At 71.5% G+C, this 14,536-nt stretch carries 14 protein-coding genes; 9 read left to right on the top strand and 5 right to left on the bottom strand.

Translation table 11 applies throughout. The annotated features are described in order from the left end of the window. The first annotated feature begins 45 nt into the window (after positions 1–45). Both K7C98_RS31910 and K7C98_RS31905 read left to right on the top strand, forming a co-directional pair. A complete protein-coding gene (locus K7C98_RS31910; RefSeq protein WP_224195598.1) occupies positions 46–651 on the top strand; it encodes an SGNH/GDSL hydrolase family protein in 606 nt (201 codons plus the stop codon). Between the two features lie 234 nt (positions 652–885). After that, complete coding sequence (locus K7C98_RS31905; RefSeq protein ID WP_224195597.1) at positions 886–1,596, top strand: GTP-binding protein; 711 nt, start codon at positions 886–888, stop codon at positions 1,594–1,596. Positions 1,597–1,639: 43 nt separating this feature from the next. Here the strand turns inward: K7C98_RS31905 and K7C98_RS31900 are convergent, their stop codons facing one another. From K7C98_RS31900 to K7C98_RS31890, 3 genes are all read right to left on the bottom strand, one after another. Continuing rightward, complete coding sequence (locus K7C98_RS31900; RefSeq protein WP_224195596.1) at positions 1,640–2,275, bottom strand: hydrolase; 636 nt, start codon at positions 2,273–2,275, stop codon at positions 1,640–1,642. A gap of 387 nt (positions 2,276–2,662) precedes the next feature. After that, complete coding sequence (locus tag K7C98_RS31895) at positions 2,663–3,115, bottom strand: DUF2062 domain-containing protein (protein WP_224195595.1); 453 nt, start codon at positions 3,113–3,115, stop codon at positions 2,663–2,665. Next, positions 3,115–3,519 carry a hypothetical protein gene (locus K7C98_RS31890; protein ID WP_224195594.1) on the bottom strand — a complete coding sequence of 135 codons (405 nt, stop codon included), beginning with the start codon at positions 3,517–3,519 and terminating at the stop codon, positions 3,115–3,117. The genes K7C98_RS31895 and K7C98_RS31890 overlap by 1 nt, the downstream gene beginning before the upstream one ends. A gap of 96 nt (positions 3,520–3,615) precedes the next feature. On the opposite strand from K7C98_RS31890, the gene K7C98_RS31885 reads away from it, so the two are divergent. The 3 genes from K7C98_RS31885 to K7C98_RS31875 all read left to right on the top strand — a co-directional run bounded on the left by K7C98_RS31885 (position 3,616) and on the right by K7C98_RS31875 (position 7,184). Then, entirely contained in the window at positions 3,616–4,227 is a 612-nt protein-coding gene (locus K7C98_RS31885) for a TetR/AcrR family transcriptional regulator (RefSeq protein ID WP_224195593.1), read from the top strand. Next, positions 4,227–5,396, top strand: coding sequence for a ferritin-like domain-containing protein (locus K7C98_RS31880; protein ID WP_224195592.1), 1,170 nt, complete (start codon positions 4,227–4,229; stop codon positions 5,394–5,396). The genes K7C98_RS31885 and K7C98_RS31880 overlap by 1 nt, the downstream gene beginning before the upstream one ends. A 93-nt stretch (positions 5,397–5,489) precedes the next feature. Continuing rightward, the gene (locus tag K7C98_RS31875) at positions 5,490–7,184 is read left to right on the top strand and encodes a hypothetical protein (protein ID WP_224195591.1); all 1,695 of its coding nucleotides are present in this window, start codon (positions 5,490–5,492) and stop codon (positions 7,182–7,184) included. 42 nt (positions 7,185–7,226) lie between these two features. Here K7C98_RS31875 and K7C98_RS31870 read toward each other — a convergent pair whose 3' ends face one another. Then, complete coding sequence (locus tag K7C98_RS31870) at positions 7,227–7,778, bottom strand: hypothetical protein (RefSeq protein WP_224195590.1); 552 nt, start codon at positions 7,776–7,778, stop codon at positions 7,227–7,229. A 123-nt stretch (positions 7,779–7,901) separates the two neighbouring features. On the opposite strand from K7C98_RS31870, the gene K7C98_RS31865 reads away from it, so the two are divergent. The 4 genes from K7C98_RS31865 (at position 7,902) to K7C98_RS31850 (ending at position 12,831) form a co-directional block, all read left to right on the top strand. Beyond that, positions 7,902–8,276 carry a DUF4180 domain-containing protein gene (locus K7C98_RS31865; RefSeq protein WP_224195589.1) on the top strand — a complete coding sequence of 125 codons (375 nt, stop codon included), beginning with the start codon at positions 7,902–7,904 and terminating at the stop codon, positions 8,274–8,276. A 490-nt stretch (positions 8,277–8,766) separates the two neighbouring features. After that, positions 8,767–10,479 (top strand): DUF4215 domain-containing protein, encoded by a 1,713-nt coding sequence (locus K7C98_RS31860; protein ID WP_224195588.1) that lies wholly within the window; start codon positions 8,767–8,769, stop codon positions 10,477–10,479. Between the two features lie 246 nt (positions 10,480–10,725). Next, the gene (locus tag K7C98_RS31855) at positions 10,726–11,823 is read left to right on the top strand and encodes an NADH:flavin oxidoreductase (protein ID WP_224195587.1); all 1,098 of its coding nucleotides are present in this window, start codon (positions 10,726–10,728) and stop codon (positions 11,821–11,823) included. Between the two features lie 342 nt (positions 11,824–12,165). Next, positions 12,166–12,831, top strand: a complete 666-nt coding sequence (locus K7C98_RS31850) for a glutathione S-transferase N-terminal domain-containing protein (RefSeq protein ID WP_224195586.1) — start codon at positions 12,166–12,168, stop codon at positions 12,829–12,831. Positions 12,832–12,871: 40 nt separating this feature from the next. On the opposite strand, the gene K7C98_RS31845 is transcribed toward K7C98_RS31850, so the two are convergent. Further along, entirely contained in the window at positions 12,872–14,467 is a 1,596-nt protein-coding gene (locus K7C98_RS31845) for an Eco57I restriction-modification methylase domain-containing protein (RefSeq protein WP_224195585.1), read from the bottom strand. Positions 14,468–14,536: the final 69 nt, after the last annotated feature.

The following is a 14,536-nucleotide window of genomic DNA, read 5'->3' as shown; positions in this document are numbered from 1 at the left end:
CCGCGCCGCTTGCACCGCCGCCGCGAGGACCTACCCTGGCGCTTCGTGCCCACCCATTACGTCGCCCTCGGAGACTCGGCAGGCGCGGGCTTCGGCGTACCCGCCGGCGCGGGCTACGTCGACCGCGTGTACGCGCGCCTGCAGCAGCGCGACGCCTCGGCGCGGCTGTTGAACCTCGCGCGCAAGGGCGCGACCACCGAGACCTTGCGCGCCGACCAGGTCGACGCCGCTCTCGGCGCCCGACCGACCGTCTGCTCGCTGTTCATCGGCGGCAACGATCTGTGGCGCGGCGTGACGCCCTCGCACTACGGCCGCAACCTCGAGGCGATCGCCGACCGCCTCGACCGCGCCCGCTGCCCGGTCGTCGTCGGCACCCTGCCCAACCTGTCCCATGCGCCAGCCGCGGCGCTCGCCGAGCGCTTCCTCGGGATCGCCCGCGCCCAGATCGAGGAACGGATCGTCGCCTACAACGAGCGCGTCCGCCGGCTGGCGGTCGACCACGGCTACGCGCTCGTCGACCTGTTCGGCGCCACCCGCCTCGACGAGCACGCCGAGTACTTCGCGGCCGACGGCTTCCACCCGTCCGCCGCCGGTCACGCCGCGTGGTACGAGGCGATCTGGCCGGCCTTCGCCGGGCTCGATCCGCACTGAGACGGCGAATGCTCGGAGTGTCCGCGACGAGTCGGATCAGGCAATGACGCCAGCAGCAATGGTGTGTCGTCGACCCTCGCGCCTCGCTCCGGGTCGACCATCGCCGGCCCGGATCCTGCCACCGCGGAAGTCCGCGCTGGCCGACCTCGTGTCAGGACGGCGCCGCCTGCGCGCCCGTCGTCCGCAGCCCCTTGTTTCTATCGCCTGGATTCGGGACAATTCCGGGTTACCAGGGTGTCCATCATCAACACCAAAGCCGGCGAGATCGGCGTCAAGGTCGTCTACTTCGGGCCTGCGCTGGCCGGCAAGTCGACGAACATCCGCACGATCCACCGCAAGACGCGGCCGGAGCTGCGGGGGCGGCTCGACGAGATCGCGGGCGACCTCGAGCCGATGTTGTCGTTCGACTTCGCGCCCGACACCTTGCCGCTGCTCGACGGCCGCTACCGCGTGCGGCTCCACCTGGTCACCGTCCCGGGGCTGGTGCTGAGCCCGGTGTCGCGCAGGCTCGTGCTCAGGGGCGTCGACGCGGTCGTGTTCGTCGCCGACACCCAGGAGGAGGGCGGCGAGCTGGTACGGTTCGAGGAGAACATCGAGTCGATGCAGCTCCTGTTGTCCTTGCTCGACGACGTCGGGGTCGACAGCGCCGTCATGCCGATGGTGCTGCAGTACAACAAGCGCGACCTGGTCGAGGGGTTCGCCGCGCCGCCGCCGGAGTCGATGCATTCGCAGCCGATCATCCTCTCCACCCTCGACGCGCTCAACGAGGCCATCAACCCCAACGCCCTGCCGACGATCGAGGCCGTCGCCACCGAGGGCATCGGCGTGATGGACACCCTGCGGACCGTCGTCAGGGACCTGCTCGAGCCGCTGCGAGCCGAGTACGAGGGCAGCGGCGATCGCTACCCGATCGCCGGCGCCTCCGACAGCTGGCCGCGCGGCTGAGCAGACCGTCTGTCCCGGGGGACAGGTGCCCCCGGGACGCGCCTCACTTGGCCTTCGCCTCGTGGCTGGCGATCAGGTTGCTGTAGGTCGGCACGTGCTCGCGCATCAGCTTGGTGAGCCCCGGCTTGTCGTTCCGCCAGTCGCGCATCAGCTCCGACACGACCACGAACCACGTCACCACCTCCGCGCCGGCGCGGGCGACCCGGGCCAGCGCGGTGTGGGTCGCCATGTGGCTCATCGAGCCGGAGGCGTCGACCGCCACGAACACCTGATAGCCGGCCTGCAGCGCCGACAGGGCCACGAACGCGACGCACACGTCGGTGGTGATCCCGGCGAGGATGAGCTGCTTGCGCTTGGTCTTCTCGACCGCCTCGACGAATTTCGGGTTATCCCACGCGTTGATCTCGCCTGGCCGGCGGATCAGCGGCGCCTTGGGGAAGCGCTCGCGGATCTCGGGCAAGAGCGGTCCGTTGGGGCCGGTGTCGAAGCTGGTCGTCAGGACCACCGGGAGCTTCATCAGCTTGGCGGTGTCGGCCAGCGCGAGCAGGTTGTTGCAGAATTCCTCCGGCCGCTGGTCGCGGACCAGCGAGGCCAGGCCCGACTGGTGGTCGATGAGGAGGAGGGCCGCGTCCGTCGCGGACAGGCGGCCGTAGTGGGGGGTGGCGCGTTCGGTGTGCATGATATGTCCTTTGGAACAGCTCGCAGCCGCGCGCCCCTACGGCCGCGCCTGCGACCCGACACGATAGCCAGTACCGGCGGCGCGCCAGCCACCGGCGACAGCGCCCCCCTTCCACCCACGCCGGCCCGACCTCGGCCCGCTCGCGCCCCGCGGCCGGGGCCAGCGCGGCGCGCTGGTGCGCCGCGCGAAAATCAGTCAACCTGGCCTTCGAGACAGATCAGATCCGCCACCAGCGCGGCGCGCTCCTCGTCGTCGCGCGCGCTCGTGTTCGCCGCGCCCGCAGCACCTTCTGAATCGCAACACGGCTTCAGTGGCCCGCTCTCGGCCTTGCGGCCCGAGGGTGCGGGCGGCTCAATGCAAAATACCGATGCGCTCCCCCTCGCGACCTCAGTCGACCTTGGCCGCCTCGTGGCTGCCCCGCCACGCGCGCACGGCCAGATACACGATCACGTAGCTGAGCCCCGCGAGCGTCGGGATCATCACCGCCGCGCCGAGCGCGAACGGCCCGAGCATGCCCGTGAACATGTCCCACCAGCCGCGGGCGTCGAGCGCCGTCAACTCGGCCCACGACGGCAGCGGACGGCCCATCAGCGACAATCCCAGGTACAACTCGCCAGCGTAGAACACCACGCCGGTGACCGGGTTCACCACCGCCGTGCCGAGGTACGTCGCCGGGATGTTGAGCTTGAGCACCGGCGCCAGCGCCAGCGCGAGCAGCATGCCCGCGAACGGGATCGGGATCAGCGACAGGCCGACCCCGAGCGCGAACCCTCCGGCGACCCCTTGCGGGGTGCCGTTGAGGGCCAGGAGCTCCGCGATCCAGTTGCGGATCCGTCCCACTACTTCTTCTCGGCCTCCGCGGCCTTGCGCTCGGCCTCTGCCCGCGCGGCCTCTGCCTTCGCGTCGGCGGCCTCCTTGATCTCGTTCAGCTCGGCCTTGCCCTTCGCCACCGCGTCGCGGGCTCCTGCCTCGACCTTCTCGGCCCCGTGCTTGACCGCCGCCGCCACGTCCTCGGCCCCGTCCTCGATCTTCTCGCCGGCCACCTTCGCCCCCGACTCGATCACGCCGACGGCCCGCTCGGCCCCGCTCCGCACCTTCTCGCCGGCCGCCTTGGCCGCCTTGCCCGCGGCGTCGAGCGCCTCCTTCGTCTCCTCGGCCGCCTTCTTGCTCGCCGCCGAGTCGCCACAGCCCGCCAGCAGGCCCGACAGCACCGCCGCGAGCGCCTGAATCCTCGTTCCGCGCATGGCCGTTCCTCCGATTCGCCGGCAAGCGTGATCGCGAACAGCAGCCCCGACAAGCACGCTTGCAAATCTACTCGGGAGTAGATATGGTTCCGGCCGATGGGCCGACCTGCGGCAGGGAGCGTCACCACGGCCACACCCGAGCGCCTGCTCGACGCCGCGGACGCCGTGTTCTCGCAGCACGGATTCCGCGCCGCGCGGCTCGAGGACATCGCCGCCGCCGCGGGCATCCGCCGGCCGTCGCTCCTCTATCACTTCCCGTCCAAGGAGCTGCTCTACAACGCGGTCGTGCGGCGCACCTTCCAGCGCCTGGGCGCCGCGCTGACCGAGGCGATGTTGCAGCCCTCGAGCTTCTCCGAGCGCTTCGACGCGATCATCGCCACGTACACCCGCTTCCTCGAGGAGCACCCCGAGCTGGCGCGGATCCTCGTGTGGGAATTGCTCGACGGTCAGGGCCCCGGGCGCGTCGTCCTGCTCGAGCAGGTCGTGCCGCTGCTCGACCTGTGCGAGCGGTTCGCCCGCATCGAGGGTCGGCGAGAGATCCGCCCCAGGCTGCCGGTGCGCGCGGCCATCCTGCAGATCGCCAGCGACCTGGTGCTGCGCACCTCGGCGCGCGAGTTCAAGACCGCCCTGTGGGGCGACGACGACCACGCGCGGGAGCTCGCCCGCGCGCTGTTCTTCCCGGGCCCGAGCAACAGCGGAGAACAATGATGCACGTCAAGGAGCTCCTCAACCAAGCCAGCGCCTACAACCCGAGTTCGGTCCTGCAGAAGGTCCTACGCAGCGGCAACGTCAAGGTCGCCCTCAATCTGTTGGGTCCTGCCATTCGCGGCCTCGTCCTGCACGGGGGGCGCAGCGCCACCAGCGAGATGCAGGCCAATCACAAGGCCCACTTCGACTGGACGTATCAGCGCACCCAGCCCGAGATGGCGCGGCTGTACGAGGTCGCCAAGACCTCGCAGTGGAACGCCACCACCGACCTCGATTGGTCGATCGACGTCGACCCGTTCGACACGCGCCGCGAGCTGTTCCCCGAGCAGCTGTCGCCGCTGCCGAGCATCCCCGCCTACCGCAAGCTCGACGAGCGCGGCCAGCAGATCCAGCGCCACGCCCTGCTGGCGTGGATGCTGTCGCAGTTCCTGCACGGCGAACAGGGCGCGCTGTTCGCCGCCTGTCAGGTCACCGAGGCGGTGCACTGGGTCGACGGCAAGCTCTACGGCAGCACCCAGGTGGTCGACGAGGGCCGCCACGTCGAGGTCTTCTACCGCTACCTCAACGACAAGCTCGGCAAGCTCTACACCGTCAACGACAACCTGTTCACCCTCATCGACGCGCTGATGACCGACGGCCGCTGGGACCTCAAGTTCCTCGGCATGCAGATCATGGTCGAGGGCCTGGCGCTGGCCGCCTTCGGCACCCTGCGGCAGACCAGCCGCGAGCCGCTGCTGCGCGAGCTGCTGAAGTACGTCATCACCGACGAGGCGCGCCACGTGCATTACGGCGTGCTGTCGCTGCGCGACTTCTATCATCAGTTGCCCGAGCCCGACCGCCGCGAGCGCGAGGACTGGGCCTTCGAGGTCGCGGTGCTGATGCGCAACCGCTTCCTCGCCCACGAGTTTTACGACGAGTACTACGCCCACGCGATGACGCGCAAGCAGTGGGACGAGCTCATCCTCAGCTCGGCGTACATGCAGAACTTCCGCAAGACCATGTTCCGCCGGCTGGTCCCCAACCTCAAGCGGATCGGCCTGCTCACCGACCGCGTGCGCCCGCACTACGCCGCGCTCGGCCTGCTCGAGTGGGAGAACGAGCGCGCCGCCCCCGAGATCACCGCCAGTGACCTCATCCGCGACTCCGACATCCCCGTCGTGTTGAACTGAGCGGTCCGGCGGCCCCCTCACGGGGCACATCGACGACACCATCGCGCGAATGCGGCGTCCGGAGGTCTGTGGTACAGACCCCGGACCCCCCGCATGGCTGTCCTCATTCAGTTCACCACGTTGATCGTCCGCGTCGATCGCCTCGCCGCGGTCGCGCCCGACGGCGTCGCCCGGGTCCAGGCCAACTGGTCGCCGTCGTGGCGCGACGAGCACCTGCTCGCCGTCGCCTTCATGGACATGGGCGCGCGCGACCTCGCGGCCGAGCTCGAGGCGATGGGCCTCGTCCTGCGCGACACCTCGAGCGGCGCCCGCGTGTGGCGCGACATCTGCGTCGTCGACTACTACGAGGGTCCCACCAATCCGTGCCCGTGGCTCGAGGTCGACCTCGCCCGGCACGTCGCCTGGCTCAGGGGCACCGCGCCCGGCGAGATCGCCGGACCCGACCACGCGCACGAGGAGGCCCCGCCGCGCGTCTCGCCCGAGAACTTCAATAAGTTGCTCGCCGAGCAGCACGGCATCGGCGCGCCACCTGCCGCCAAGCCTGCCGCCAGGCCTGCCAGGCCGAGGCGCCAGACCTTCGACCACGAGGCCGTCCTGCTGCCGCTCACCCAGCAGATCGCCGTCCAGCTGCTGCAGGTCATCCCGCTCAGCGCCAGGCTCCAGGCGCTGGTGTTCGCGGCTCACTTCCCGCAGCCCGGCGAACACGTGCGCGCCGGGCTGCTTGTCCACGAGCTCGCGGGCCAGCAGCACGTGTTCCGCCTCAAGCACTTCACCGAGGAGACGCGCCGGCTGCTCGACGTCCTCTCGCGTTACGACAGCGGCAATCGCCTCACCTCGATCGAGATCAAGATCGCCGGCGACGGCCGCTGCACCACCAGCTTCGGCATCGCCCCGCCGCTGTCCGCCGAGGCCCTGCGCGAGCAGCTGCAGCGCCGCTACGGCGGCCTCCCCGAGGCCCGGCCGCCCACCCGGCCGGCCGCGCGCGGCTTCACCGGCTGGCTCCGCTCCCTGTTCGCCCCCAAGCTCGAGCTCCACCCGCTGCCCGTCCTGCAGCACGTCCCGCAGCGGGAGCCGCTGTCGCTGTTCCTCGACCCGCTGAACGGCATCGACGAGGGCTGGGACCACGAGCCCGAGCCGGCGCCGGGCGCCTCGCAGCGGCCCCCCGGCGGCGCCCCGGCCTTCGACCTCGCGTCCCTGCACGCCCTCGAGGCCGCCCGCGACGGCGCCGCCCCGGCCTCGCCGCGCCCCGCCGCGCCGCCGCCGTCCGGCGCCCGGCTCGTCGTCCCCGACCGGGAGGGCGTCCTGCTCGCCGAGGTGCGCGAGCTCCAGCGCGAGTCGCTGGCCGAGCTGCACCGGCGCCGGCCCGAGCTGCGCTTCGACCCGCTGGCCGAGCGCCTCACGCGTGACCTGTCCGCCTCCGGCCTCGGCGAGCTGCAGTTCCGCGCGTGGAACGGCCAGATCACCGGCATGACCCTCCGCCGCGAGGACCTCGCCAGCCTCGACGAGCTGCTCGCCGCCCTCGCGCCGGTCCTCGCCGCCCTCGGCGGCATGGGCCCCGTCGCCCAGGCCCTGGGCACCCGCTGGCCGCCGCCCGCCGCCGACGCCGAGCCCGTCACCCTCGCCGAGCTGCGCCGCTACCTCGTCCCCGACTCGCCGTTCGGCAGCAAGATCTACCCCTGCTGGCTGATCGGCGCCCCGGCGAACGCCACCGTCGCCCTCGAAATGTCCACCGCCCTGCCCGACGGCCGGCCCTCGTTCTCCTGGTCCGTCCACGTCAAGCTCATCTGAATGCCCTGGAGGACATGTCTTAAAAAACATGTCCAAAACAACTCAGTCGAAGCAGACCTCGAGGCTCGGCGAGCAATCCTCGACCCACGCCGCCGGATCGGCGCACTCCGGCGTGAAGGCGAGCAGGCACGACTCGAAGAACTCGGGCGGCCGCAGCACGCAGTCGACGATCTCCGCGTACCCGGGCGGATTGGTCTGCGAGCGCCACTGCCAGCGCACGCCGTCGGTCCCGAGGGCGCGGGGGATCATGCGGTGCAGCGCGCAGTCGCCGTCGCAGCGCACCACCTCGACCGCCCCGAAGGTCCGCTCGTACAGGGCACTCAGCACGCACATGGCCTCGGGACCCGGCGTCTCGCAGCCGCCCGCGCAGTCCCAGCGGGCGCACAGCTCGGTGTCGAGGCACATGAACAGCCCCTCGGGGATGTGCGGCCCGCCCGGGGCCGAGGTCGTCGTCGGCTCGACCGCCTCCGTCGCGCTCGCCTCGCCCGTGGTCTCGCTGTCTGTCGTCGCGTCCGCGGCCGTCGCCTCGTCCGACGAGGGCCGCGCGGCGCAACCGGTCAGCACCACCACCCCCGCGAGGACGACCCGACGCATGCATCGACGATAACCGCACCGCGCCGCGCCCCGGCGCGATGTCCGACCGAGGTACGAGCGGCGCGCGATTTCATCCGCGCTTCGAGCACGACAGCGGCCTGCGCCCGGGCCATAGTCGAGCCCATGACCTCCTCGCAGATCGTCCGGCTCGAGGGCGCCACCCTGCTCGTGCTGGCGGACGTCGGGCCGGTCCTCGGCACCGCCGACGCCGCCCAGCTGATCGGCGACGCTCTCGGCGCCGGCGCCGACACGGTCGTCGTCCCGCTCGCCCGCCTGCACCCCGAATTCCTGCGCCTGCGCACCCGGATCGCCGGCGAGTTCGCGCAGAAGTTCGTCAACTACCGCCTCCGCATGGTCGTCCTCGGCGACCTCGAGCCCGCCCTCGCCGACAGCGAGGCGCTGCGCGACTACGTGCGCGAGTCCAACCGCGGCGACAGCGTGTGGTTCCTCGCCGACCGGTCCGCGCTCGCGCGACGCCTGCGCGAACGCTCGCCGTGAGCTCGCCGACCGCCTGTCTCTCGAGACATAGGATTGCTGAACCGCACGACGACGGCTCGCGGTGATGGCAACACCCCGGCGCGGAGCAGGCGCTGCGCACCCGCGTTCGCGTGGCGCCCGCCGGGATCGCGCTCACTGCAGCTCCAGCCGAAAATTCTCACGTCGAAACACCGGACGACGATTCGAGCCCGATACCGATTACAATCATCGGGGATTCCACGAGGCGCTGAATCGCATTCAATAGACGGAGGATTCGACATACGGGGCACTCAGGCCGCGATCACGCCGTCCGCCGAGAGAGCGGCCGGCTGTTTTGCCGCACACTCGCGAGGATCATCACACCCCACGTCCCGACATTGGCCGTGAGTCTCATCTCACGAGGGCGGTTACCCCCACAGATCCTGTGAGGTACCGTGCGGTTGGCTGCGCGCTCGCGCCCACTGCGCGCTCGTGAGGCCCACAGGAGGAACAGCCGATGATGACCCGACACTTGAGCATTGGACTGAGCACCTTGATGCTCGCAGCGTGCGGTGACGACGGTGGCAACGTGAGCGCCACCGCCGGCGACAGTCTGGGCGCGACGACCGAAACCACGGACGACGGCACGCCCACGACCACGCAGACCACGCAGACCTCGCAGACGAGCGTGCCGACGACCAGCGAATCGGGCGGCACCGACTCGGATTCGGGCGACTCGAGCACCGGCGACACCGACACCACCGGAGCGGTCGACACCACGGGCGCACCCGAGCCGGTGTGCGGCAACGGCGAGGTCGAGGGCAACGAGGAGTGCGACGACGGCAACCAGGACGCCGGCGACGGCTGCGAGCCGAATTGCCTGCCCACGCCGGTGTGCGGCAACGAGATCGTCGAGCAGGGCGAGGCGTGCGACGACGGCAACAACGAGGACGGCGACGAGTGCAGCGCGGACTGTCAGACGGCGACGCCGGCTGCGGTGTGCGGTGACAACACCGTGCAGGACCCCGAGCAGTGTGACGACGGCAACGACGTGCCCGGGGACGGCTGCGAGCCCGACTGCACCGTGTCGCCGCCGATGTGCGGCAACGGCAAGGTCGAGGGGACCGAGCAGTGCGACGACGGCAACGACATCAACGGCGGCCCCGGCGACTTCTGCAAGAACGACTGCACCCCGTTCTTCCCGGCCTCTTGCAACGCCCCGGCCGACTACGTCGTCTGCGACGACACCCTCGACCTGGCCAACAAGGCCGACAAGACCCAGGCGCACAAGGCGATGGGCATCTGCAACAGCAACGCCGCCGATTCGGTGCTGATCACCGACTGGAGCTTCAACGCGGTCGACAACGCGTCGTGGCAGATCGCCAAGGGCTTCGGCACCTACACCCACGATCACGACATGGACCCCAACACGCCGCCGAAGCTGCTTTACAGCCCGCGTGAAGGCGACACCATGCTGATGATCAGCACCGGCACGATCACCCCGCCGAACCCGCAGGGCATCGTCATCCAGCCGCCGAACTCGCAGGCCGCCGTCGGCAGCAACAGCAACCCCGACCTGCCCGACGCGATGCCCGCGCCCATGGCGGCCAAGGACGGCAGCAACGGCGGCCTCGGCGGCACCCCGTTCAAGGGCTGCGACGGCGTCAACGACTGCTCGGACACCCTGCAGTACCAGTGGTTCGAGGTCGCCAGCGCCAACCCGAACGACCAGCTGTGGTTCACCTTCAAGACCACGGTCCCGGCCGGCACCTTCGGCTACACGTTCGACTTCGTGTTCTGCTCGAGCGAGTGGCCGGTGTTCGTCGGCGGCTCGTTCAACGACCTGCTGGTCGCCTGGCAGGTCGACCCGACGCCGGCCGATCCCAACGCCAACCCGCCGGTCGAGCCGTACACCGGCAACGTCACGTTCATCCCCGATCCGGGCGACCCGACCAAGGGCCTGCCGCTGACGATCACCGCGCTCGACCCGTACTACATGGGCCCGGGCTACACCTACGCCGAGCCGCAGCTGCAGGGCACCGGCTTCGAGCAGCACGCCTGCTCCGACTGGTTCACCGCCAAGGGCGGCGTCCAGCCCGGCGCCGAGGTCACGATCGGCTTCTACATCACCGACATGGGTGATACGATCTACACCAGCACCGCGCTCCTCGACAACTTCCGCTGGGACTGCGAGGGCTGCGTCCCGAGCGAGGTCGACGACTGCGGCGTCATGCCGCCGATGTGAGCCGCGCGATTCGTCGCGACGCCGGCGGTCGACCCCGCGAATGGTGTGACCGCCCGGCGCCCCGAGGCGCTCGTCCGCTCGCGGGCGGGCGCCTTCGTTCGTCGCGGCATCGACGGCCGCCCGTCATTCGCCGAACGCGGCGGGCCCGTCGCCGTCGCGCGCCACCTCTCGCGCGATTTTTATCACGACACCTCGTCGCGCCCCCGTGTCGGTCGGGCGCCCTGGTGATGCTCTAACCACCGCTGCATGAGCAGCGCTCTCCTGTCCCCGATCCGCCTCCGCAACGGCGTCGTCGCGCGCAACCGCGTCTGGCTCGCGCCGCTCACCAACGGCCAGAGCGCCGTCGACGGCGTGTGTTCGCCGGAGGAGCAGCGCTGGCTCGAGCGGCGGGCCGAGGGGGGTTTCGGCGCGATCGAGACCTGCGCCGCCTACGTCTCCGAGGACGGCAAGGGCTTCGACGGGCAGATGGGCGTGTGGGGCGACCATCAGCTGCCGCGTCTGCGCGAGCTCGCCGCCGGCATCGCCCGGACGGGCGCGCTCGGCCTGGTCCAGCTCTACCACGGCGGCGTGCGCTCGCCCTCGCGGCTGACCGGCCGGCAGCCGTGGAGCGCGAGCAGCTTCACCGAGGATCGGCCCGAATTCGAGGTCCCGCGCGCCGCCGACGAGCGCGACATCGAGGCGGCGATCGCCGCCTTCGAGCAGGCCGCCGTGCGCGCCGCCGCGGCCGGCTTCCACGGCGTCGAGCTCCACGGCGCGCACGGCTACCTGCTCGCGCAATTCCTCAGCAGCGCCATGAATCAGCGCACCGACGATTGGGGCGGCGCATTCGTCAATCGCGCTCGCCTCATCCGCACGATCGCCCGCCGCGTCCGCGCCGCCACCCCCGCCGAATTCGTCCTCGGTGTCCGGATCTCCCCCGAGAACTTCGGCTACTCCCGCGGCATCGACCTCGACGAATCGCTGCAGCTCGCCGCCTGGCTGGCCGAGGACGGCGTCGACTTCCTCCACGTCTCGCTGTGGGACGTCTTTAAAAATACCGCCAAGCGGCCTGACCAGCACCCCATCCCGCTGTTCCGCGCCGCCTTGCCGGTCGAAGTGCCGCTGGTCGTCGCGGGCAACATCTGGACCGTCGCCGACGCCGAGGCCACGCTCGCCCGCGGCGCCGACATCGTCGCCCTCGGCAAGGCCGCGGTCTTGAACCCCGACTGGCCGCGCCGCGCCGCCGATCCCGCCTTCGTCCCCGAGCGCGGCCCGCTGACCCCCGCCCAGCTGCACGAGCTGGCGATCAGCGATCCCTTCGTCACCTACCTGCGGCGCTTCAAGACCATCGTGCGCGACGCGTGAGCCGCCATTCCAACCACCCTCAATCCCGCGCGGCCGCGGGTCGACGCCGCCGAGCCTGGCTGTCGGAGCGAGCCCGGCACCCGCCGATGTCGGACCGGGCAGACTACATTGACTGCATGTCCCTCGAGACATGTCGCTAGCACCATCCCACACCCCGCGACCCCCGCTGCGCTCGAGCCGCCCGCCTGCCTCGGTGACCGTCCGATCGCGCCGCCTGCTCGTCCCTCCGCTCGCCGCGACGTCGCACACGACTCGCGGGCGGCGGCAGGGTCGCGGGTGATTCGCGGCAGGTGCGGCCTGCGGCCTCGTCGGGTCCGCCGGCATCTGTGCTACAGCATCGCGATGATCGACCTCTACACCGCAGCCACGCCGAACGGGCACAAGGTCTCGATCGCGCTCGAGGAGATGGGCCTCGCCTACGAGGTGCACGCGCTCTCGCTCACCCGCGGCGACCAGAAGCAGCCCGAGTTCCTCGCCATCAACCCCAACGGGCGGATCCCCGCGATCGTCGACCGCGACGCCGGCGACTTCGCCGTGTTCGAGTCGGGCGCGATCCTCATTTACCTGGCCGAGAAGACAGGTCAGTTCCTGCCGACCGACGCGCGCGCGCGCAGCCGCGTGATCCAGTGGCTCATGTTCCAGATGGGGGGCATCGGCCCGATGATGGGCCAGGCCAACGTGTTCTTCCGCTACGCCCCCGAGAAGATCCCCTACGCCATCGGCCGCTACCAGCGCGAGGTCCGGCGCCTGCTCGAGGTGCTCGACAGGCGGCTCGGCGAGGTCGAGTACGTCGCCGGCGACTACTCGATCGCCGACATGGCCACCTGGCCGTGGGTCCGCGGGCACGACTGGGCCGGTGTCCCCGTCGACGGCCTCGACAACCTCCAGCGCTGGCTCCGCGCCATCGGCGAGCGGCCGGCCGTCATCCGCGGCCGCAGCGTCCCGCCGTCCGAGCCCCAGCCGAGCGATCAGACGCTCAAGGACATCCGCGACAAGCTGCTCGCCTGATCCTGTCCAATGTCCCGCGGGACATGTCCCCCGGGTCCAATCACGCCAGTCCGTAGAGCGCGTCGACCAGCCCGTCGAGCGCGGGCGCGACCGAGGCATCGCCGGCGGTCCAGCGGTCGACCAGCGCGGCGATCTGCGCCGCCACCTCCGCGTCCCAGTCGGCGGGCGCCGGCACCGGCAGGCCGCGCAGCTGGCGGGGGCCGATCCGCAGGTAGCCGCGGGCCAGGCGGTCGCCGCCGTGCACGTGCTGATAATAGTCGTCGATCGCCCGACTGTGGACGATCGCGGCCAGCACCCGCAGGTCGGCCGGCCACCAGCAGATCGTCGTCGACTTGCCGGCCAGGACCTCGCCGCGGGCGTCGATCATCGCCTCGAGCGTGCGCGTCATGCTGGCGACGATCAGCTTCGGCGTGCTGGCCTGGGCCAGCCGGCGCGGCGGCAGCTTCTCGGGCTCGGCGACCACCGGGCGGAGGAAGCTGCGGCCGAGGTAGCGCAGCGGCGACGAGCCCCACAGCGAGGCGCAGCGGTCGATCGTCCCGCTGTTGACCACGCGCAGCCCGGGCGCGCCCGCCTCGCCCTCGGTGATGAGCTCGGCGATCGCGTACGCCTCGCCGACGGTGGCCGCGCCCCACACCTCGGCGAGCTGGCCGAGCGGGCGGCCGACGGCGCGCATGTGGGCGATGGAGGTCGCGTCGCCGCGGCCGGAGATCGGCCACGGCCCCGCGGAGGCACCTGTCCCGAGGGACATCTCCGTCCGCACCTCGTCCCGCTGCGCGCCGGCCCGCGTCAGCGTCACCGGTCCCTCGTGGCCCGCGGGCCTGCGGCGGGCCACGAACGCCAGCGGGTAGATCCCGGCGGCGAACACCGCCGCCGCGCTGAGGTCGTGCAGCGCCACCAGCCGCGCCTCGCGGGTCAGCAGCCGGCGCGCCCCCGCGGCGTAGTCGGCCGAGGCCAGCTTGTTCGGCACGACCAGCGCCAGGCAGCCGTCCGGCGCGCACAGGCGCAGGCCGAGCTCGATGAACACGCAGAACAGGTCCCAGTTGCCGCGGGCGGCCTCGTAGCGGCCCGCGCAGTGGCGGCGCAGCGCCGGGTGGTGGCGCGTCATCGCCTCGGCGTCGACGAACGGCGGGTTGCCGAGCACCGCCGCGAACCCGCCGGCCGCGTGGGCCGCCGGGAACTCGCGCGCCCACACGAACGGCGCCCCCGCCTCGGCCGGCGCGTCGGCGCCGAGCAGCGCGTTGCCGACCTTGATGTTCTCGGACATGTCCTCGGGGACAGCCCCCACCAATTCGGCCAGCGCCGCGCGGGTCAGCTCGACCGCCGCCGGGTCGACGTCGACGCCGAAGATCGCCGCGCGCACCAGCTCGAGCCGCGACGCCGGCGCACCTGTCCCCTGGGACATCTGCTCGTGCCGGGCCAGCAGCGCCCGCGCGGCCGCGATCAGGAACGCCCCCGCGCCGCAGGCCGGGTCGACCACGCGGATCGGGCGGTCGGTCGGCGGGGCCGCCAGCAGCGGGCCGAGCGCCTCCGCGACCAGCCGCTCGACGACGTCCGGCGGCGTGTAGAACACCCCGTCGATCTTGCGCCGGGCCGGGTCGAGCCCGCGCTCGTGCGCCCGGGCGGCCTCGCTGCTCATCGCCCCGGCCCCGGCCTGACGGCGGTGAGCAGCACCACGGCGGCCGCGAGCGCCAGCCCGGCGCCGATC

Source organism: Nannocystis pusilla (assembly GCF_020073745.1).
Classification (GTDB): domain Bacteria; phylum Myxococcota_A; class Polyangia; order Nannocystales; family Nannocystaceae; genus Nannocystis; species Nannocystis radixulma.
This window is presented reverse-complemented; position numbering and strand designations above follow the sequence as displayed.